The 18,236-nt window shown below is 58.0% G+C and carries 17 protein-coding genes and 1 pseudogene; 7 read left to right on the top strand and 11 right to left on the bottom strand.

Going from position 1 to position 18,236, the window contains the following annotated elements; genetic code table 11:
* Positions 1 to 12 precede the first annotated feature (12 nt).
* The 5 genes and pseudogenes from F475_RS30765 to F475_RS18635 all read left to right on the top strand — a co-directional run.
* Positions 13 to 219, top strand: a pseudogene (locus tag F475_RS30765) (hydrolase); the annotation flags it as partial.
* Between the two features lie 953 nt (positions 220 to 1,172).
* The gene (locus F475_RS18650; RefSeq protein WP_111454459.1) at positions 1,173 to 1,541 is read left to right on the top strand and encodes a DUF6124 family protein; all 369 of its coding nucleotides are present in this window, start codon (positions 1,173 to 1,175) and stop codon (positions 1,539 to 1,541) included.
* A gap of 35 nt (positions 1,542 to 1,576) precedes the next feature.
* Positions 1,577 to 1,834, top strand: a complete 258-nt coding sequence (locus F475_RS18645) for a hypothetical protein (RefSeq protein ID WP_018929441.1) — start codon at positions 1,577 to 1,579, stop codon at positions 1,832 to 1,834.
* 155 nt (positions 1,835 to 1,989) lie between these two features.
* On the top strand, positions 1,990 to 3,030 hold the full coding sequence (locus tag F475_RS18640; RefSeq protein WP_111454458.1) for a DMT family transporter: 1,041 nt from the start codon (positions 1,990 to 1,992) through the stop codon (positions 3,028 to 3,030).
* A gap of 227 nt (positions 3,031 to 3,257) precedes the next feature.
* The gene (locus F475_RS18635) at positions 3,258 to 3,626 is read left to right on the top strand and encodes a DUF6124 family protein (protein ID WP_111454457.1); all 369 of its coding nucleotides are present in this window, start codon (positions 3,258 to 3,260) and stop codon (positions 3,624 to 3,626) included.
* Positions 3,627 to 3,747: 121 nt separating this feature from the next.
* Here the strand turns inward: F475_RS18635 and F475_RS18630 are convergent, their stop codons facing one another.
* The 3 genes from F475_RS18630 to F475_RS18620 all read right to left on the bottom strand — a co-directional run bounded on the left by F475_RS18630 (position 3,748) and on the right by F475_RS18620 (position 5,995).
* The gene (locus tag F475_RS18630) at positions 3,748 to 4,650 is read right to left on the bottom strand and encodes a nucleotidyl transferase AbiEii/AbiGii toxin family protein (RefSeq protein ID WP_111454456.1); all 903 of its coding nucleotides are present in this window, start codon (positions 4,648 to 4,650) and stop codon (positions 3,748 to 3,750) included.
* Entirely contained in the window at positions 4,637 to 5,176 is a 540-nt protein-coding gene (gene abiEi, locus F475_RS18625) for a type IV toxin-antitoxin system AbiEi family antitoxin (RefSeq protein WP_111454455.1), read from the bottom strand. The genes F475_RS18630 and abiEi overlap by 14 nt, the downstream gene beginning before the upstream one ends.
* Positions 5,177 to 5,470: 294 nt before the next feature.
* A complete protein-coding gene (locus F475_RS18620) occupies positions 5,471 to 5,995 on the bottom strand; it encodes a GNAT family N-acetyltransferase (RefSeq protein ID WP_111454454.1) in 525 nt (174 codons plus the stop codon).
* A gap of 193 nt (positions 5,996 to 6,188) precedes the next feature.
* Between F475_RS18620 and F475_RS18615 the strand changes: the two genes are divergently transcribed.
* Positions 6,189 to 7,628 carry a glycosyltransferase family 39 protein gene (locus F475_RS18615; protein ID WP_111454453.1) on the top strand — a complete coding sequence of 480 codons (1,440 nt, stop codon included), beginning with the start codon at positions 6,189 to 6,191 and terminating at the stop codon, positions 7,626 to 7,628.
* Here the strand turns inward: F475_RS18615 and F475_RS18610 are convergent.
* Positions 7,579 to 8,442: a phosphatase PAP2 family protein gene (locus tag F475_RS18610; protein ID WP_111454452.1), complete on the bottom strand. Its 864-nt coding sequence runs from the start codon at positions 8,440 to 8,442 to the stop codon at positions 7,579 to 7,581. The two genes, F475_RS18615 and F475_RS18610, sit on opposite strands and share 50 nt — an antisense overlap.
* A 34-nt stretch (positions 8,443 to 8,476) precedes the next feature.
* Positions 8,477 to 9,148 carry a histidine phosphatase family protein gene (locus tag F475_RS18605; protein ID WP_111454526.1) on the bottom strand — a complete coding sequence of 224 codons (672 nt, stop codon included), beginning with the start codon at positions 9,146 to 9,148 and terminating at the stop codon, positions 8,477 to 8,479.
* 260 nt (positions 9,149 to 9,408) lie between these two features.
* On the opposite strand from F475_RS18605, the gene F475_RS18600 reads away from it, so the two are divergent.
* Complete coding sequence (locus F475_RS18600) at positions 9,409 to 11,328, top strand: methyl-accepting chemotaxis protein (RefSeq protein ID WP_018929432.1); 1,920 nt, start codon at positions 9,409 to 9,411, stop codon at positions 11,326 to 11,328.
* Positions 11,329 to 11,440: 112 nt separating this feature from the next.
* On the opposite strand, the gene F475_RS18595 is transcribed toward F475_RS18600, so the two are convergent.
* The 6 genes from F475_RS18595 to F475_RS18570 form a co-directional block, all read right to left on the bottom strand.
* Positions 11,441 to 11,809, bottom strand: coding sequence for a glyoxalase superfamily protein (locus tag F475_RS18595; protein WP_111454451.1), 369 nt, complete (start codon positions 11,807 to 11,809; stop codon positions 11,441 to 11,443).
* Positions 11,810 to 11,970: 161 nt separating this feature from the next.
* Positions 11,971 to 13,428, bottom strand: coding sequence for an amidohydrolase family protein (locus F475_RS18590; RefSeq protein WP_111454450.1), 1,458 nt, complete (start codon positions 13,426 to 13,428; stop codon positions 11,971 to 11,973).
* A gap of 1 nt (position 13,429) precedes the next feature.
* Positions 13,430 to 14,290 carry a MurR/RpiR family transcriptional regulator gene (locus F475_RS18585; RefSeq protein ID WP_018929429.1) on the bottom strand — a complete coding sequence of 287 codons (861 nt, stop codon included), beginning with the start codon at positions 14,288 to 14,290 and terminating at the stop codon, positions 13,430 to 13,432.
* A gap of 15 nt (positions 14,291 to 14,305) precedes the next feature.
* Entirely contained in the window at positions 14,306 to 15,655 is a 1,350-nt protein-coding gene (locus F475_RS18580) for a gluconate:H+ symporter (RefSeq protein WP_018929428.1), read from the bottom strand.
* 251 nt (positions 15,656 to 15,906) lie between these two features.
* Entirely contained in the window at positions 15,907 to 16,641 is a 735-nt protein-coding gene (locus F475_RS18575; protein WP_111454449.1) for a hypothetical protein, read from the bottom strand.
* 139 nt (positions 16,642 to 16,780) lie between these two features.
* Positions 16,781 to 18,226 (bottom strand): SulP family inorganic anion transporter, encoded by a 1,446-nt coding sequence (locus tag F475_RS18570; RefSeq protein WP_111454448.1) that lies wholly within the window; start codon positions 18,224 to 18,226, stop codon positions 16,781 to 16,783.
* Positions 18,227 to 18,236 lie beyond the last annotated feature (10 nt).

The raw sequence follows: 18,236 nt of genomic DNA, 5'->3' as shown, positions 1-18,236 counted from the left end.
TGCCTTGGGCTCATCGACGGTATCCAGACACTCATCGGCACCCTGCCCTGCGTCGCCACCATCGAACGCCACGACGGATCCAAAACGCCCTTCCAGAAGCTGCCCCCCGCTCCAGACGACGACAACCTGATCCAGACCGACCGCGTCTTTATCAAGCACGGTTACGCACCATCGTCTGAGACCATCGAGTATTTGAAAAGCCTGGGGGTGGATCGGGTTAAAGGCCCTTTTCTCTTCCTACCGGGATGACTCTATTTTTGAGCATCCGGAGGCGATGGCTTTGGTGCCATGTCCAAGTATTGGGCAACTGGTCGGATCGGTGATACGTGCGGCTGGCTTTGCCATGCATGACTCCCTGTCAGCGGTATCAACGATGGTCGACCTTAGCAGATTTGTTCTGGCAACAGGCTCATCTTCAGCTCGTCCATTTAACGCAAGCGTTCAGCGATTACGCATTCCCAGTTTGCAACTGTTAGCGTCGTTGGTCGGTCCCGCTATCATGCAGGGCATAGATCACGAATGTAGATAACGCCATGCCAAGATTGTCATTCGCCATCAGAATTTTGTTCGCATGCTGCCTTTTCATCGCAACTGCTAATCACATCCGTGCAGACGTTTCGCATGGATTGCTCTGGGACTACGGATACGGGGATAGCGCTTACTTGGCCAGCCGCATTTTCTGGGGGGCGCTTACGTTTTTTGACCCGCTTGCAGCACTGCTACTTTTCATCAAGCCAAGAGCCGGAATCGTGCTTACGTTAGCGATTATTTTGGTCGACGTGACCCATAACACTTTATACGTCGCGTTGAATCAACAATGGCTGGAGCCGTTTTACCTGTCCCAGGTAGCTTTCCTTGCCACAGTATTCCTACTCTCACCCATCGCTTGGAATGGCCCTATTCGGGACGGAGCGCTCACCAATCCAGTCCGACTGTAACTAGCTCCATTTATGAGATAGAAGCTCTTCGATCTCACTCGCCCGCAGCGTCGGTCCACACCTGCCTGACAGGCTCGTACACACCATCCTAGGAAATTTCCCGCAACCCGTAGCGGCTTCCATGAACTGGCGAACAACATTTCTGGAAGATAGTCTTCCCTCTTCGCTGCAACCCGGCGGACGGTTTTGACAGGCCGAAAAGCGTAGGGATCCCTAACCTTTCGGAGTTCCTCCATGAAAAAGACCAACCCACTTGAAAACCCAACCCTTTCAGAGTCGGAAGACCTCGACCTGACCCAACTCTCCCAAGCCACCCAACGCGCCGTCAGCGCCCGCTTGCGCAACCCGAAACACCCCGACCCCGTGAGCCAAGTGTTCACCATCCTCCCCGACGTCGACACCCCCACCCTGCTCGGTCACGCCAGTGAAACCCTGGCCTCCTTGAACGTCATGACCACCGACCTGGCCGACCATCTCGAAGGCTCGCATCGCAATGTGGCGTTGGCGATGCAGCAACTGGCCGTGCTGGCCGAGATGTTGATCAATCGAGCGCTGGATAACCTCGATTCACCCATGCCGACGATCGAGCCCGTCTGCCACTGAGCAATCGCGATCATTGATCGAATGGAGGTTTTGTCATGGATCGATACATGCCGATCACCGGCATCGACTGCACTATCGCGTCGCTGCTGATCGACACCGAAGCGCCGCTGGATGTGCTGCATGAAACGGCAGCCTACCGCATCCGCACGGCGACTCAATTGCTGGAGAGCTTCGCTGTAAGTGAAGGCGTTCACAGTGAGCTGGCGCGGGTGTTGGTGACTTCGTTGCGTGATGGTTGCGATTTGCTGGATGTGGTGGGGCGGCGGTTGCAGCGGCAGGTTTCAGCGTCTTAACGTATCCGGCATAGGGCATCGTTGCCGCGCCCCAACGCAAAAAGGCACCTGACGAGAATATCGCAGGTGCCTTTTTTGTGGATTCGATTCAATGCGCTATCGATGCATGACGAGTATCGTGTTTCTCAATCATGCCTTTTGCTACGGAACAGATGATGAACAAAAGCGTTATATACGCCTTGGGTGCTGCAGCGCTGTTTGGCGCCAGCACGCCGCTTGCCAAGGTCCTGGGGCTGAACGTTTCACCCGTCTTGCTCGCTGGTTTGCTTTACCTGGGAAGTGGCTTGGGTCTCACGGTTACCCGGCTGATCCGCGATCGCGGCTGGCAACCTGTCGGCTTAACCCTTTCCGAATGGCCATGGCTCATTGGCGCTATCGCGTTCGGCGGCGTGCTGGGGCCGGTGTCTTTAATGTTTGGCCTTACCCTCACATCAGCTACCACTGCTTCGCTGTTGCTAAACCTTGAGGCGGTATTGACCGCCCTGCTTGCCTGGATGGTGTTCAAGGAGAACGCCGACCGGCGGATCGTCGCTGGAATGATCGCAATCGTTGCCGGTGGCGTGCTCTTGGGTTGGCCTCAAACTTCCGCAGGGATCCATGGCTGGGTTGGCCCGGTCGCCGTGGTGATTGCCTGTTTTTGTTGGGCCATCGATAACAACCTTACCCGGAAGGTTTCCGCATCGGATGCATTGTTTATCGCTGGCATCAAAGGATTGGTCGCCGGGGTCGTCAACTGCGCTTTGGGGATTGCTCTTGGCATGCATCTCCCTGAATTGTCTCTATTGGGGCCAACGCTACTGGTAGGCTTTTTGGGCTACGGCGTTAGCCTGGTGCTATTCGTTTTGGCTTTGCGGGGGCTTGGCACCGCGCGCACAGGTGCGTACTTCTCTACTGCACCGTTCCTGGGGGCCGCTATTTCGATCCTGTTGTTAGGCGAAGCGGTGACGTGGGTATTTTGGGTGGCCGCAGGTCTGATGGGGGTTGGCGTCTGGATACACCTGACCGAGAGCCACTCTCACGAACACCAACACGATCCGCAAACACATGACCATCCGCATATTCATGACGAGCACCATCAACATGAACATGCCTTTGAGTGGGACGGCACTGAACCTCATAGCCATTTACACGACCACACTCCCATTAAACACAGTCATCCGCACTTTCCCGATATCCATCACAGGCACCAACACTGAGCGACTGAGACGGCGCGGCAGTTGCTCAGGGTCAACAGTAGTGGAAAAGGATTTCTCTGACAGATTAGAACCACGTCATCCTGGGAATTTTCCTGCAACCCGTAGCGACTGCCATGAACTGGTGAACAACATTTCTGAAAGATAGTCTTCACCCTTCGCTGCGACCCTGCGGATGGTTTTAACAAGCCGAAATTACGTAAGGATCCCTAAACCAATGGAACGCCCTTATGAAAAAGATCACCCGAATCCCACTGAAAAATCCGGCCACTTCACAACCTGAAACCCTCGACCCGACCCAACAGCCCAAAACCACCGAACGCTCCGTCAGTGCCCGCCGGCGCAACCTGAACAGGAACATCTTCAGCGTCCGCCCCGACGTCGACATGCCCACCCTGCTCGCTCACGCCAGCGAAACCCTGGCGTCCCTCAACGTCATGACGCTGGACTTTGCCGACCGACTCGAAGGCCCGCAGCGCAATGTGGCACTGGCGCTTCAGCAGTTGACGATGCTGACCGAGCTTTTGGTCAACCGAGCGAAGGATAACCTCGATCCGAACGCGTCGGCGGCCGTAGACACGCCTCCTGTCTTGCATTGAGTGATCGCGCTTGTTGATTGAGCGACAGCTACAGACGCAGATTTGCGCGTAGAAAAGCAAAATGGGCGACCTCATTGAGGTCGCCCATTTTTTTGCTGATGCCGTCTGTTGCCCCTCATTGCTACATCTTGAAGCCTAAGTCCTGCATGCCCCCGTCGCCGCTCAGCGCTTTCTCTGTCATCACATACAAGTCGCGTATATGCCCAACCAAAAACGTCCAGAACGCCGGTTCATTAACGGTTTGATTTACTAACTCCCCCGGCAGGAACCGACTCATTTCCCGGCGAAATTCGATGGCGACTTTCGGATCGGTGTCGAGCAGCGTTGAACGCTCCTTGAACAGCCTCAAGAACTCGTCCTGCCTACAGTGATGATCGCCCAGTTTTTTCGCAATCAGATCCAGTTGCGGTGTTACGCCCTGCTGACGCAGCCAAGCCATATCCCAGAGGTCACGGTTCTTGATTCGGTTAGGGCGCAGAGCAAACGCTACGATCTTGTCCGCATAGATTTCTTCGCGTGTTTCAGCCTGCAAGATCAGACCACTTGTGCCCATTTCGACACCATAAGGGTTAAGCAACTGCATGGGCTGTGGCTGATAGCTCGGGATGGAGCACACGTCGATGTTAATGCGCTGTGCCGGCAGGTCTTTGCGCCCAGGTCGGGTTTGAACCTTCAGTTTCCAGGTGTCTACATTCCCTTCCTCACGAACAGGCTCTCCAACTTCAACCTCAAGGCCATATTTGGTTTTTAGTGTGGTGACCAATACATGGGCAAGTTCGGTCAGGCTCTCGCGATTGAAATCTGCACCACCGGTAAAATCCAGGTCCTCACTCAAACGGTTAGAACCGTAGCAAGCACGCAAACAGGTACCGCCAATGAAGGTCAGCTTGGCGAGCATGCCAGCAGAGCTCAGCGCCAACATGATGTCGTGGTGCAGCAATTCCTTTTCTACCACGACCCGCAATGGCGCCAGATCCTGCTTGTTTTTTAGTGCCTCATCTACCAGTTCATCAAACAAACTCATTGGCAACGCTCCAATCGATCAAGTCCATATTTCGTTTCGCCGCCTTCATATCTCTCAATGCCTGTTGCGGTGTTGCCCGCCATAGGCGGCAACGTGCGTCGTAGTGGAGCTGACCAACCAGGTCCTGAGGTTTCTGGCGGGTGTGCACAAATTCGATAGTGCCCCAACGTCCACAGGAAAGAGTGCTGCTGCGCCCAGAAGACATCAGCGTGATCCAGTTGATGGGAATCTGTGAGATGACGCCACAATCACTCAATGCTGTTTCCAGGCTGATGTAGTTGAACTGCATTGCACGCAGTCTGGCGGCCGCATGAAACAGCACCAGCCCTCTGGATGGCATGGCCGCTTCAAACAGGTAAAGCCCTCGACACACTCGTGCCAGATGGCCTTCCGAGGCCACACGACTCAACAAGGTTTTGTAGGCGCCGTCGGAAATGTCGGGCACCAACGCCCTGAGATCGTCCGGGGTGAACAGATAGCGCTCGTCACTGGCCAACAGGGTCAGTTTCCGGAGGAGGCGCCCCATTGGCTGGGTGGATTTTGAGTATGACTGCACACCTAAGACTCTACAGAAGGTTTCACTTTATGTAACTTACTGTTGAGTCGCCTTGTAAAGCAATGATTTTATCAATGCCTCTTCGTCATGGTGAGCAATATGGAAAAGCCATCCATCCACATGAATTTTTCTTCACCCCACCGCCTCCCTCCAACCTGTACATTCCCCTCGCTCATTCAAGAAACTACGGTTTGCCCGCCCTCCCGCGGGCTTTTTTTTGCCTGCGATTTGGTTAGCGGTCGGTTCCAGTGACTGCTCCCACCATCATTTCAACCGATACAAATACGTATCCTGCGCCTCATGCGGCTGCAAACAAGGCCTCTGATAACACCGTCTGATCAAACCAAACCCGGCCGCTTCGGCCAGCCGCTGGCTCGCCACATTGGCCGAGGCGATGGTCAGGTAAAACGTGAAACCGGGCATGCTTTTGATCAACGCTGCAAGCGCCGTACGCATATAGCCCTTGCCTGAATACTCGGTATTGACCCAGTAGCCGACCAGATACCGGTTACGGCGCCGGGGCTTCAAGCCAATGCAGCCGATGATCGCGTGCGCGGCATCGTCGACGATAAACAGCCGCCGCTCACCGGTTTCGCTTTTGAATTCATCGACTGCTCGCGCGAGGAACGATCGGGCCTCGTCCTCGGTGGTATAGGGTTTGGCCCAGGGCAGAAATTCGCAGTGGACTGTAAAACTGGCGTTCAGCGCATGCTGCAACGCTTTACACCATTCGGGGTCGGGGGCGCTCAATCTCAATGTGTGAGTGCCAACCGTCAGCGCAAGCTCCATTGCATCATCCTTAACTACCAACTCCATGACGTCAGACAATAACAGCGCCTGGAAGGACGCTGCTACTCAGATCGCCCTCCGTTAGTGCTGCCCCAACGTCACCCGTCACCTCTCGCTGGCCGTTCATGTTTCGTTAAGCATTCAACTCATATGCTTGGGGTTCCCGGTCCCCTGCTCGGTTAGCCAGAAACTCATGTCACGCCCCGTCTCTTCACTGTTTCTACTCGCCGCTCTGCTGTTTTTCTTCGCGCTAAGCAATCACCAATTACAAGGTTCCACGGAGGCCCGGGTCGCCGGAATTGCCATGGAGATGCACCTGGATAACGACTGGGTGACCCCGCATTTGTTCGGCGAGCCATTTCTTGAAAAACCGCCCTTGAGCTTGTGGCTCGACGCCGGGGCGATTCGCGCATTCGGCGGTACGCCGTGGGCGGTGCGGCTCGCGTCCGCGTTTGCCGGGCTGTTCAGTGTGATGCTGTTGTACACGATGCTGCGGCGATTCAACCGACCCAAGATTGTTGCCTGGACGGCGGGGATTTTGCTGGCGACCATGGCCAGTTATTGGAGTAATACGCGCAGCGTCGGCGAAGACGCATTGCTAGCCTTCGGCGTGAGTATGGCGCTGCTGGCGTTTTTTCATGGTCAACGGCACTCGACCGTCGGCAATGCCCTGCTGTTTGCTTCAGGGATCGCCATCGCGACCTTGAGCAAAGGCGTGCTGGGGCTGGCGATGCCGGGGGTGGTGATCTTCGCGTATCTGCTGGCCGAAACCTTGATGGACAAGTGCCTGAAGCCCTCGGACTGGCTGCGCCCCGGCCTGTTGACACTGTTGGGATTGGTGCCGCTGATGATCTGGCTCGCGGTGCTGTATCAACGCGATGGTGCGCATGCCGTGGGGGAAGTGTTGCTGACCAATAGTGTCGGGCGCTTCAGCGGCTCCTTCGTCGAGGCCGGCCATTACGAACCGTTCTACTACTACCTGGCCAAACTGCCGGAGACCTTCGCGCCCTGGAACATTCTGGTGTACCTGGGGCTGTGGCACTTTCGCAAAAGCCTGATGGCCAATCGTTACCTGTTGTTCTTCACGGTGTGGCTGCTGGCGCAGTTCGTCATGCTGACCCTGGCGTCGAGCAAACGCACGGTGTACCTGATGTCCATGACGCCTGCAGCGGCGGTGATTGCCGCGGAATATGCGAGCGTGCTGTTCGAGCGACTTCAGGCCTACTCCGGTGCATCGACCTTGCCGGGGCTGATTGTCCGGCATCGTCGCGGTATAGGGGTTGGCGTACTGGCCGTGGTGATTGGCAGCTACCTCGCTGCCGCACAATGGGTATTGCCTCACGCAGATCGCACACTGTCCTTCCTGCCGCTGACTGAACAGATTCAGGCATTCCAGGCCAGCGGGCAGCAGGTCGCGTTGTTTCAAGCCAACGAGCGGGTGGGCGGCGCCAGCGTGTTCTACACCCGACGCGTACTCAAAGGCCTGGATACCGAGGCGCAATTGCATGAGTTTCTGAGCGCCTCACCGGCTAATGTGGCACTCATGTCTGGTGTAAATGAACCCGCCGCGCCCTTAAAGGTGATCAAGACAATGATGGTGGGGCGTCAGGCTTACTACTTTGTGACCCTGTAAACGGCTCAGCGACGGGTAGCTCAGCCTTTTGCAGCACCGGCAGCTCCAGTCGCGCCCGCCCATAGAACGCCAATGCCGTCAGTAAACACGTCAGCCACACGAAGATCCCGGCCCAAAAGGTGTGGGACATGTAGTGCCAGCCTTGCAGGACCCGTGTTGTGCCGTAGACGAAACCGAGCAGCAGCGAGCCGTACATCATCGCTTTAGCGTACCGCCAGCGGTAGCGGCGAGCCACGAAGTACAGCGCGAGCATGGTGAAGCCGCCCGACGCATGCCCACCCGGCCAGCAGCGACCGTCACCGGCTTCTTTCAGCAGGTCAAAATTCTGGTACCACTCCTTGTGCTCGATTTTCCCGGCGTACTGAGTGGTTTCAACCGGGCAATACACACTGGTGTGGCTCTTGAGGTAGTGGATAACGCCGGTGCTGATGGAAAACGCGAACACCACATACAGGAAGTCCCGGCGGTGTTTACTGGCGAACCGAAGCACAGGCGCGACTTTGATTTTTTCCAGGAAGGCGATGATCTTCGAATGTTTTTCAGCCTTCAGTCGCGGCCAGAGAAATGACAGCAAGGCGCCGATGATCGCAATCTCACCCGTCCAGTTCGGGATGATCCGCGCCCATTTATGGGTGATCTGCTCGAACAGACGGACATGCTCCAACGGAAACACCTGGGTAACCGGGTCATAAAAAAGATCGCTGAAAGCGATGTCGATTTTGGTCATGTCAAACATCAGGAACACCGCGACCGCGCAGGCCAGCGGAATACCAAAGTTCACCCAGTAAAAGCGGTAACGGGAAGAAGTCAGCATCGTACGTCCAGATCCAGAGTGATGAAGAAGAAGCTCATTCGGTGGTAACCGAGTGCCAGTCAGAGGCCTCGATGGAACCAAGCATACGAGGTTCCTGAGGTTTTTCAGCGGAGATAAACAGAGAAGCGCCGTAGCCTAGAGTAGCAGTCGGCAGCTTGAGCTCTTTTTCGAGTTCCGCCATGCACTCACTGTGGGTCACCAGAATCAGGTTGCGCCCCGCCACTTTGTGCGCCAGAGCATCACGTAACATACTGCCCCGGCAGTTGATCAACCAGTCTTCGCCGAGGCCAACCTTGTTGAACATATAACTGGAGGTCTGTGCCGCACGGATGATCGGACTGTTATAGATATCGGTCTTGTTCAGGCCCAGACGTTCAAACTGCGCACCGACCCCCACTGCCACACTGCGCGAGCGATCTGTAATGCCATCATTGCCAATCAGACAGGGGGCGGTGGAGTGATCGCAACGCTCAACGTGACGCACCAGCACGATCATGTCGCCCTTGGCCCACCCCGCAGCCAGCGCACGGGCACCCGCCACATTGCCATGGGACAGATCGGGCACAGCCGCAGGTCGCAACAGCCACACGGTCAGCGGAATCACCAGCAGCAGTGAGGCCACGACGACCATTGCGTTTCGATAACGGGCCAAACGGCTCAGATCGATCGAGCATTTTATTCCGAACAGACTCAGTCTCAATTCCACGTTCAGCCGCCTCGCCGGCATGCATCACAATCATACAAAACCGCAAGGGTAGCGAGTCTCGCGTTGGCTGCTGGTGAAACCCATGTGAAAAAAAGCTTAAGAACTGCGTAAAAATCTTGTTACAGAATCCATCCGACAAAATCCTTTCAGCTCCCGGGATTGCGGCCGATACATACCTGCTACACACCTTGCTGGCTCCCAAAAACAAAAATCTTCCAGCCAACAGACGATTAAAAGCGCAACGTTCCTGGAGGAATTTGATGAATAGCTGGTTCGGTAACATCAGCGTGAACCTGAAACTGGGCCTGGGATTCGGCCTGGTCCTGGCACTGACCTGCATCCTCGCCCTGACCGGCTGGACCAGCCTGGGCGGGTTGATTGACCGCAGCAACTGGATGAGCGACATCACTCAGCTCAATGCCGGCCTGACCAAGCTGCGCGTGGTTCGCCTGCAATACATGCTGACCAACGGCGACGAAACCGCCGCACAGAATGTGCAAACCACCCTGGACAGTTTTGTTGCTCAGCAAACCGCCCTGCTGGGCAGCTTCAAAAACCCTGAAAACGTCAAAATGCTCAAAGAGCAGGCCGCGACCATCGCCGCTTATCAGACGTCGCTGAACAAAATGCGCAGCGCCTACCGCACCGGCAACAGCGCCCGCGACGCCATGGGCGCCAACGCCGAAACCGCCAGCAAGCTGATCGACGCAATCAACATCCGCGTACAGCAAATGCCCCTGAGCGATCAGCGCTTCGAACAGTTCCTGGCCATCACTGCCGCCAAGGAAGCGTTCATTCTTGCCCGCTATGAAGTGCGCGGCTACACCGCCAACACCAATGCCGAGACCGAGCAAAAGGCCGTTTCCCAATTGGATGCGGCCATCGCCAGCCTGAAGTCGCTGAACGCGCATTTCGCCGACACACAACAAGACGCGCTGCGTCAGTTGGAAACCGCCCTGAGCAACTACCGCAGTGCCTTGCAAGCCTATAAAGCCGCCAACAGCGATGCGGTGCAGGCGCGTAAGGAAATGACCGATCAGGGCGCCGCCATCGTGACCCTGAGCGATCAGCTGTATCAATTCCAGCTCGACCGCCGTGATGCCGAAAGCGCCCAGGCCCGCACACTTCAATTGATCAGCACCTTGCTGGCGTTGCTGGTGGGCATCATCGCCGCCGTGGTCATCACCCGTCAGATCACCGGTCCGTTGCGCGATACCCTTAAAGTGGTCGAGCGCATCGCCGGTGGTGACTTGTCTCAGGACATCAAGGTCACCCGCCGCGACGAACTCGGCGTGTTGCAGCAAGGTATTGCGCGCATGGGCGTGACCCTGCGGGACTTGATCAGCGGCATCCGCGATGGCGTCACCCAGATCGCCAGCGCCGCCGAAGAACTGTCGGCCGTGACCGAGCAGACCAGCGCCGGTGTGAACAGCCAGAAAGTAGAAACCGATCAGGTCGCCACCGCCATGCACGAAATGACGGCCACCGTGCAGGAAGTCGCGCGCAACGCCGAAGAAGCTTCCCAAGCCGCAGCCGCTGCTGACGGTGAAGCTCGCGAAGGTGACAAAGTGGTCAACGAAGCCATCGCCCAGATCGAGCGCCTGGCCAGCGAAGTGGTGCGCTCCACTGAAGCGATGAGCGTACTGCAGCAGGAAAGCGACAAAATCGGCAGCGTCATGGATGTGATCAAAGCCGTGGCCGAACAGACCAACCTGCTGGCCCTCAACGCTGCCATCGAAGCGGCCCGTGCCGGTGAGGCTGGTCGTGGTTTTGCGGTGGTGGCTGACGAAGTTCGTGGCCTGGCCCAGCGCACGCAAAAATCCACCGAGGAAATCGAAGGCCTGGTGGCCGGCTTGCAGAACGGCACTCAACAAGTGGCGGCGGTGATGAACAACAGCCGTACCCTGACCGACAGCAGCGTGGCGCTGACTCGCAAGGCCGGCGTATCACTGGAAAACATCACCCGCACGGTGTCCAACATTCAGTCAATGAACCAGCAGATCGCTGCCGCCGCCGAGCAACAAAGCGCCGTGGCCGAAGAGATCAGCCGCAGCATCATCAACGTACGCGACGTGTCCGAACAGACCGCCACCGCCAGCGACGAAACCGCTGCGTCCAGTGTTGAACTGGCGCGGTTGGGCAATCAGTTGCAGATGATGGTGAGTCACTTCCGGGTTTGATATTCACTTTGCGGTGAATGATAAATCGCCTTCTCGGGCAAGCCTCGCTTCTACAGGTTCAGTGAGTAACCTGTACAAGGAGCGAGGCTTGCCCGCGAAGGCTATCTAACGCTTAGACACTAATCGCATTGGTAAACACCAACCGATTGCCAAACGGATCGGCCACGGTCATGTCCTGACTGCCCCACGGCATCGCCTGGATTTGTGGGTGCGCAAACTTATATTCCTTGGCCAGCAATTGCTGCTGGAACGCCTCCAGCTCATCGGTCTCGATGCGCAGGGCCGAGCCCGGTGTCGCGTCGCCATGGTGTTCAGAGAGGTGTATCACGCACTCGCCACGGGAGATTTGCAGGTACAGCGGGAGGTTCGCCTCGAAGCGGTGCTGCCAATCAATCTTGAACCCCAGAAACTCGACGTAGAACTCCAAAGCCTTGGTTTCATCGAAAATCCGCAGGATCGGGGTGGTTTTGCCGAAACTCATGGGGTAACTCCCTGACTGAATGAGCCCAGTGTGGCTGGGCTGGATGTCAGCGCTTCGGCTTGGTGACGGCTTTCTTTAACTGCAATGTGCCACCATGAGACCTGGATCAAAAGATCATCCGAACGCGGCCCGAACCTTCGGCAGCTTCTACGAAGGCGCGATCAATGAAACCCTCTACGCAAATCCCCCTCCCGCGCCAGAAATCGCCCTTCCCTTCTGCCGTTCGCCTGCCCATCGCGGTAACTCAAGACTCCGTTGACCCACACTCCATCAATCCCTTGCGCCGCCCGTTGCGGATCGTTGAAGTCGGCCACATCGCGAATCGTCGCCGGATCGAACAACACCAGATCCGCCCAATACCCTTCACGAATCTCGCCACGTTCCTTCAAGCCAAAGCGTGCCGCCGACAACCCGGTCATCTTGTGCACGGCGGTGTGCAGCGGAAACAGGCCGACGTCGCGACTGAAATGTCCGAGCACTCGTGGGAACGCGCCCCACAAGCGTGGATGCGGAAACGGGTCTTCCGGCAAACCGTCGGAGCCGATCATCGACAGCGGATGCGCGAGGATGCTTCGTACATCGGCCTCGTCCATGCCGTAATACACCGCCCCCGCCGGTTGCAGTCGGCGGGCGGCTTCGAGCAGCGCAGTGCCCCACTCGGCAGCAATGTCCATCAGATCCCGCCCCCCCATTTCCGGGTGCGGCGTGGACCAGGTGATGGTGATGCGATGGGCGTCGGTGACTTGCTTGAGGTCCAGCGTCGAAGAACTCGCCGCGTAGGGATAACAATCGCAAGCCACCGGGTGGGTTTTTGCGGCGTGTTCGAGGGACGCCAGCAATTGCGGACTACGGCCCCAGTTACCGGCGCCGGCGCATTTGAGGTGGGAAATGATCACCGGCGACTGTGCGTGGCGTCCGATGCGGTACGCCTCGTCCATGGCCTCCAGCACCGGCTCGAACTCACTGCGTAAATGGGTGGTGTAGACCGCGCCGAATGCCGTCAACTCTTCGGTCAACTGCATCACCTCATCAGTGGATGCCGAGAAGGCGCTGGCGTAGGCCAAGCCTGTGGATAAACCCAAGGCACCGGCCTCAAGGCTATCGCGCAGTTGCTCGCGCATCGCGCTGATTTCAGCGTCGGTCGCGGTGCGATACAGATCGTCCAGGTGATTGCTGCGCAACGCGGTGTGCCCCACCAGCGCAGCTACGTTCAGCGTGGTATTGGCCGCTTCGACGGCCGCGCGATAGTCGCTGAAGCGCGGATACACGAACGCCGCGGCGGTGCCGAGCAGGTTCATCGGGTCCGGCGGATCACCGCGCAAACTCACCGGCGACGCGCTGATCCCGCAGTTGCCGACAATCACCGTGGTCACACCCTGGCTGAGTTTGGGCAGCATCTGCGGCTGGCGAATCACCACCGTATCGTCGTGGGTATGCACATCGATGAACCCCGGCGCCAACACTCGGCCAGCGGCCTCGATTTCTTCGATGGCGCGAGCGTCGTGCAAATCGCCGATTCGCTCGATGCGGCCATTCAAAATCGCCACGTCAGCGGGGTAACCGGGGGTGTTGCTGCCATCGATAATCAGCGCATTGCGGATCAGCGTATCGTACATCATGTCAGTCTCCCAGCGGCAAGTGATCGTCGCCGCCGCGGTAGTCGTCCAGGGCCAGTTTGATCCGCCGCAGACGTTCTTGATTGTCTTCAGGACTGGCCAGCGCCAGCTCGGTGGCGAGCACATCGATGGCCAACAACATGCCGTAGCGCGCCGCCGTGGGTTTGTAGATGAAGGAAGTCTCGGCGCTTTGCAGCGGCAACAGCACATCGGCCAATTGCGCCAGCGGCGAGTCGGCGCGGGTGATGGCGAGAATTCGTGCGCCGTAGCTGCGCGCCAGCTCCACCGCTTCGAGCAGTTCGGGCGTGATGCCGGTCAGCGAGCAGGCGATGACCGCGTGTTCGGCGCCAAGGCTGGCGGCGGTGACGCGCATCATCACCGGGTCGTGACCCACCGCAATCGGGTAGCCGAGGCGCACCAGGCGCACTTGCAGTTCATCGCTGCACAGGGTCGAGCAGCCGCCCATGCCGAAGGCGTGAATCATCCGCGCCTTGCCCAACAGTTTCACCGCATCGGCGAAGCGCGACTCATCGAACGCCGCCAGGTGCTGGCGCAAGGTCGACTCGATATCGCCGACGATCTGCCCATAGAACGCCGACTGTTCAGGCGTGCCCGCCGGGTCCAGAAAGCGGCTACCGACGCCGCTGGCCTGGGCCAGTTGCAGGCGCAAATCCCGCAGGTCGCGGCAACCGACTGTGCGGGCGAATCGCGACAGCGTGGCAGTGCTGACTTCCGCCCGCTGCGCCAGCTCATCGAGGCTGGCGGATGCGGCAAATCCTACATCGTCGAGCATCAGCCGAGCGATACGTCCTTCGCCGGCGCTGAAGGATTCCTGACGAGCGCGGATCTGATAGAGGATGTCCATGGCGGATGGCTCCGACTAAAGCAGGTGAGAAAGGCCAACGGTCAGGCCGAAGGCGACCACCGAGATCAGCGTCTCGAGCACTGTCCAGGTCTTGAAGGTCTGGGTGACGGTCATGTTGAAGTATTCCTTGATCAACCAGAAGCCGCCGTCGTTGACGTGGGAAAAGATAACCGACCCCGCCCCCGTCGCCAGCACCAACAGCTCCGGGTGGGGATAACCCAGACCAACGGCCACCGGCGCGACAATCCCAGACGCGGTGGTCATGGCCACGGTGGCAGAACCAGTGGCGATGCGCATCAACGCGGCGAACAGCCACCCCATCAACAGCGGCGACAACTGGAATTCATCGGCCAGGCTGACGATCTGATTGGTGACGCCAGCGTCCACCAGAATCCGGTTCAAGCCACCACCGGCACCGACCAGCAAGGTGATGCTGGCGGTCGGCGCCAGGCATTCATTGGTGAACTTGAGGATCGACTCGCGATTGAAGCCCTGGGCCAGGCCGAGGGTCCAGAAACTCAGCAAGGTCGCCAGCAGCAAGGCGATCACCGAGTTGCCAATGAACAGCAGGAACTGATTGAAACCGCTACCCGGCGTGGAGATCAGGTTGGCCCAGCCGCCGATCAACATCAGCACCACCGGCAACAGAATCGTGGCCATGGTGACACCAAAACCCGGCAGGCTATCGCGCGGTTCACGCTCCAGGAACTGGCGTTCCAGGGGGTTATCGGCCGGCAGTTGAATGCGCGGCACGATGAATTTGGCGTAAAGGGGACCGGCGATAATCGCGGTCGGAATACCGATCAGAATCGCATAGAGCAAGGTCTGCCCCACTGATGCCTGATAGACCTGCACCGCCAGCATCGCCGCCGGGTGCGGCGGTACCAGCGCGTGGACCACCGAAAGCCCCGCAACCATCGGCAAACCGACCATCAGAATGGACACGCCCACCCGCCGCGCCACGGTAAACGCGATCGGCACCAGCAAGACAAAACCGACCTCGAAGAACAGCGGCAGCCCTACAAGAAAGGCGATACACACCATCGCCCAGTGGGCATTTTTCTCGCCGAAACGGTCGATCAAGGTGCGCGCCACCCGCTCCGCACCGCCGGACTCGGCCATCATCTTGCCGAGCATCGTGCCCAGCGCCACCACCAGCGCAATGTGCCCCAGCGTCTTGCCAACCCCGGCCTCATACGCCCCCACCACACCCGACGGCGGCATCCCCGCCAACAGCGCCAGGCCGATAGACACCAGGGTGATCACAATGAAGGGATTGATCCGGTAACGGGCGATCAGAACGATCAGCGCAATGATGGCGATGGCGGCGTAAACCAACAGCCAATAGCCGAAGGAAAGCGTCATGCGGTACTCCTCGAAAGGGTCACGTCGAATGGGTTGTGAAACTCATAAATCATTTCGACGGGCTACTTTCAAACGAAGTGAAAGTAATTTTCGTGGAGGGGTAAGGGATGTCGTGCAGAGGTATGGGAGATCGCAGGTTATGAAAATCGGATAGCGGAATTTTCATCCCTCTGCGTGAGAACAATCAGCGTAGAGGGATGATAGTTCCACTATCGAGGCAGGCTTGACTCTGCTGTATCGAGATCAAGTCATCAGAGATTGCGCGATAGCGCCCTGCGTACGCTATCACTGTTCAGCGCAGGGCTTTCAGTCTCGGCAGGGGATAGCGTCGGTGCAGGACTTTCGGCCTGGAAAGAGATTTCAGCCTGGTCCGAGCTTTCGGCTTGAACAGGGCTTGGCGCCTGTTCGCGACTGGCGACTCGATTGTCCAGGGTCTCGATGTAGGCGTTCAAATCTCTAATCAGCAGTTTCTTGCGCTGGGCGCCCCGATACCACGCGTAGAAAAAATAGCCCGCCGCCGCCAGGAAGCCTAGCCCGGCCGTAACAAGACCGGCGATGCACAATCCAAGCACGATCAGCACTGTCTTCCAGTTAAAGGGCGACAGCTCCAGTTCGGTATTCAGTGCACTCGCGTCACGCAGCACCCATCGCTTGGACGCTGTGTGGTTCTGCAAAATGGTGTGCAGAGGCGAACCATCCTTTTTCAAGGCACTGATCAAAGAGATTTCCTGACCTGTGCGCAAAGGAATGTCCATGCCGCGCAGCTTTACATCGTGCTCGATACCGTCCGGGGTTTTGACCCAGATCTCATGATTGATAATTGAAACAGAACTGATGCGCACAGGCGTCACATCACCGTCGTTACCGTTCACCTGAACGCCGCCCGTGGATGTCACACGGGTCTCGCTGATTTTTTCACTGCTCACCACTTCACCGCTCAAGACGGTGAAAGAAACGGTTTTATCGCCATGGGTAAAGTTGTGCATTTCGATTCCTTGATAGACCCACGTCGATCGACGCGCAGGAGAAAGATCCGTATGCAGCGGATGCTACTAAGTAGCCATCAGACTGTCCATAATTCGCCACCACTCGTGACACAGAGCACAGGAACGACCCCCATCGATGTCAGTCGTGATGCTCGCTGGCGCGTTTGAGCAGTTTCTTGCAGCGATCGGACAAGTGCAGCACGCGTAGCTGCTTGCCAGCCTTGGTGTAGCGCTCGCGCAATGTCTTCAACGCGGCGATGGCCGAGTAATCAACGAAGCTCAAGTGGCGACAGTCGACAGTGACCACAGACGGATCATTGGCGGGATCGAACTGGTTGAGAAAAGGCGTCGTCGAGGCGAAGAACAACGTGCCGTGCAGGAGGTAGAGCTTGCTGCCGTCGGCTTCAACGTGACTGTCGGCATACAGCTCGCGAGCGTGTTGCCAGGCAAAGTTGAGCGCCGCAATGATGATCCCGCACAACACAGCGATGGCCAGATCGGTGAACACGGTAATCACCGTGACCGCGATGATCACCAAGACATCGTTCAGCGGCACCTTGTTCAGTACCCGCAATGAAGCCCAGGCGAACGTCTGCTGCGACACCACGAACATCACCCCAACCAATGCGGCCAGCGGAATGCGCTCGATCAGCGGCGAAAGGAACAGCACAAACAGCAGGATCATCCCCCCGGCCACCGCACCGGACAGCCGACCGCGACCGCCGGAGCTGAGGTTGATCACGGTTTGCCCGATCATCGCGCAGCCACCCATGCCGCCGAACACACCAGAAACCATGTTGGCAGCGCCCAAGACCACGCACTCGCGATCCGGATAGCCGCGGCTCTCGGTGATCTCGTCGGTGAGGTTCAGGGTCAGTAGGGTTTCCAGCAAGCCGACCACCGCCATCAATATCGCGTAAGGGACGATGATGCGCAGGGTTTCCGGGCTCCAGGGGATGTCTGGCAGCGCAAAACCCGGCAAGCCACCGGCAATGTGCGCCATGTCGCCCAGGGTACGGGTCGGCAGGCCGAGCAGGTAAACCGCCAGCCCAACGCCCAGAATCGCCACCAGCGCCGGCGGCACGGCACGCGTCAGGCGCGGCATCAGGTAAACGATGGCCATCGTCAGCGCCACCAGCCCGATCATCATGTACAGCGGCGCCCCACTCAACCAGGCCTCACCGCTCTTGAAGTGCTCCAACTGGGCCAGCGCAATGACAATCGCCAGACCGTTGACGAAGCCGAGCATCACCGGATGCGGCACCATGCGCACCAGCTTGCCCAGCCTCAACAGACCAAACGCCAACATGATCAGCCCGCCCAGCAACACCGTCGCCAGCAAGTACTGGACACCGTGCTGCACCACCAGCGCGACGATCACCACCGCCATCGAGCCAGCGGCACCAGACACCATCCCCGGCCGTCCGCCGAAGAGCGCAGTCAGGGTGCAGATGATGAAAGCGCCGTAAAGCCCCATCAATGGATTGAGGTGGGCCACCAGCGCGAAAGCGATACATTCGGGGAGCAGGGCGAAAGAGGTGGTGAGTCCGGCCAGGACATCGGCGCGCAGACGTTTGGGTTTCATGGCTTACCTA

This window comes from Pseudomonas sp. URMO17WK12:I6 (assembly GCF_003253625.1).
Lineage (GTDB): Bacteria > Pseudomonadota > Gammaproteobacteria > Pseudomonadales > Pseudomonadaceae > Aquipseudomonas.
This window is presented reverse-complemented; position numbering and strand designations above follow the sequence as displayed.

Excerpts from the sequence above, each read along its gene's own strand:
- F475_RS18590 (WP_111454450.1), bottom strand. The coding sequence starts at position 13,428 with ATGATGTACGATACGCTGATCCGCAATGCGCTGATTATCGATGGCAGC.
- F475_RS18635 (WP_111454457.1), top strand. The coding sequence starts at position 3,258 with ATGAAAAAGATCACCCGAATCCCACTGAAAAATCCGGCCACTTCACAA.
- F475_RS18575 (WP_111454449.1), bottom strand. The coding sequence starts at position 16,641 with ATGCACAACTTTACCCATGGCGATAAAACCGTTTCTTTCACCGTCTTG.
- F475_RS18615 (WP_111454453.1), top strand. The coding sequence starts at position 6,189 with ATGTCACGCCCCGTCTCTTCACTGTTTCTACTCGCCGCTCTGCTGTTT.
- abiEi (WP_111454455.1), bottom strand. The coding sequence starts at position 5,176 with ATGGGGCGCCTCCTCCGGAAACTGACCCTGTTGGCCAGTGACGAGCGC.
- F475_RS18610 (WP_111454452.1), bottom strand. The coding sequence starts at position 8,442 with ATGCTGACTTCTTCCCGTTACCGCTTTTACTGGGTGAACTTTGGTATT.
- F475_RS18570 (WP_111454448.1), bottom strand. The coding sequence starts at position 18,226 with ATGAAACCCAAACGTCTGCGCGCCGATGTCCTGGCCGGACTCACCACC.
- F475_RS18595 (WP_111454451.1), bottom strand. The coding sequence starts at position 11,809 with ATGAGTTTCGGCAAAACCACCCCGATCCTGCGGATTTTCGATGAAACC.
- F475_RS18620 (WP_111454454.1), bottom strand. The coding sequence starts at position 5,995 with ATGGAGCTTGCGCTGACGGTTGGCACTCACACATTGAGATTGAGCGCC.
- F475_RS18645 (WP_018929441.1), top strand. The coding sequence starts at position 1,577 with ATGGATCGATACATGCCGATCACCGGCATCGACTGCACTATCGCGTCG.
- F475_RS18580 (WP_018929428.1), bottom strand. The coding sequence starts at position 15,655 with ATGACGCTTTCCTTCGGCTATTGGCTGTTGGTTTACGCCGCCATCGCC.
- F475_RS18600 (WP_018929432.1), top strand. The coding sequence starts at position 9,409 with ATGAATAGCTGGTTCGGTAACATCAGCGTGAACCTGAAACTGGGCCTG.
- F475_RS18585 (WP_018929429.1), bottom strand. The coding sequence starts at position 14,290 with ATGGACATCCTCTATCAGATCCGCGCTCGTCAGGAATCCTTCAGCGCC.
- F475_RS18630 (WP_111454456.1), bottom strand. The coding sequence starts at position 4,650 with ATGAGTTTGTTTGATGAACTGGTAGATGAGGCACTAAAAAACAAGCAG.
- F475_RS18650 (WP_111454459.1), top strand. The coding sequence starts at position 1,173 with ATGAAAAAGACCAACCCACTTGAAAACCCAACCCTTTCAGAGTCGGAA.
- F475_RS18640 (WP_111454458.1), top strand. The coding sequence starts at position 1,990 with ATGAACAAAAGCGTTATATACGCCTTGGGTGCTGCAGCGCTGTTTGGC.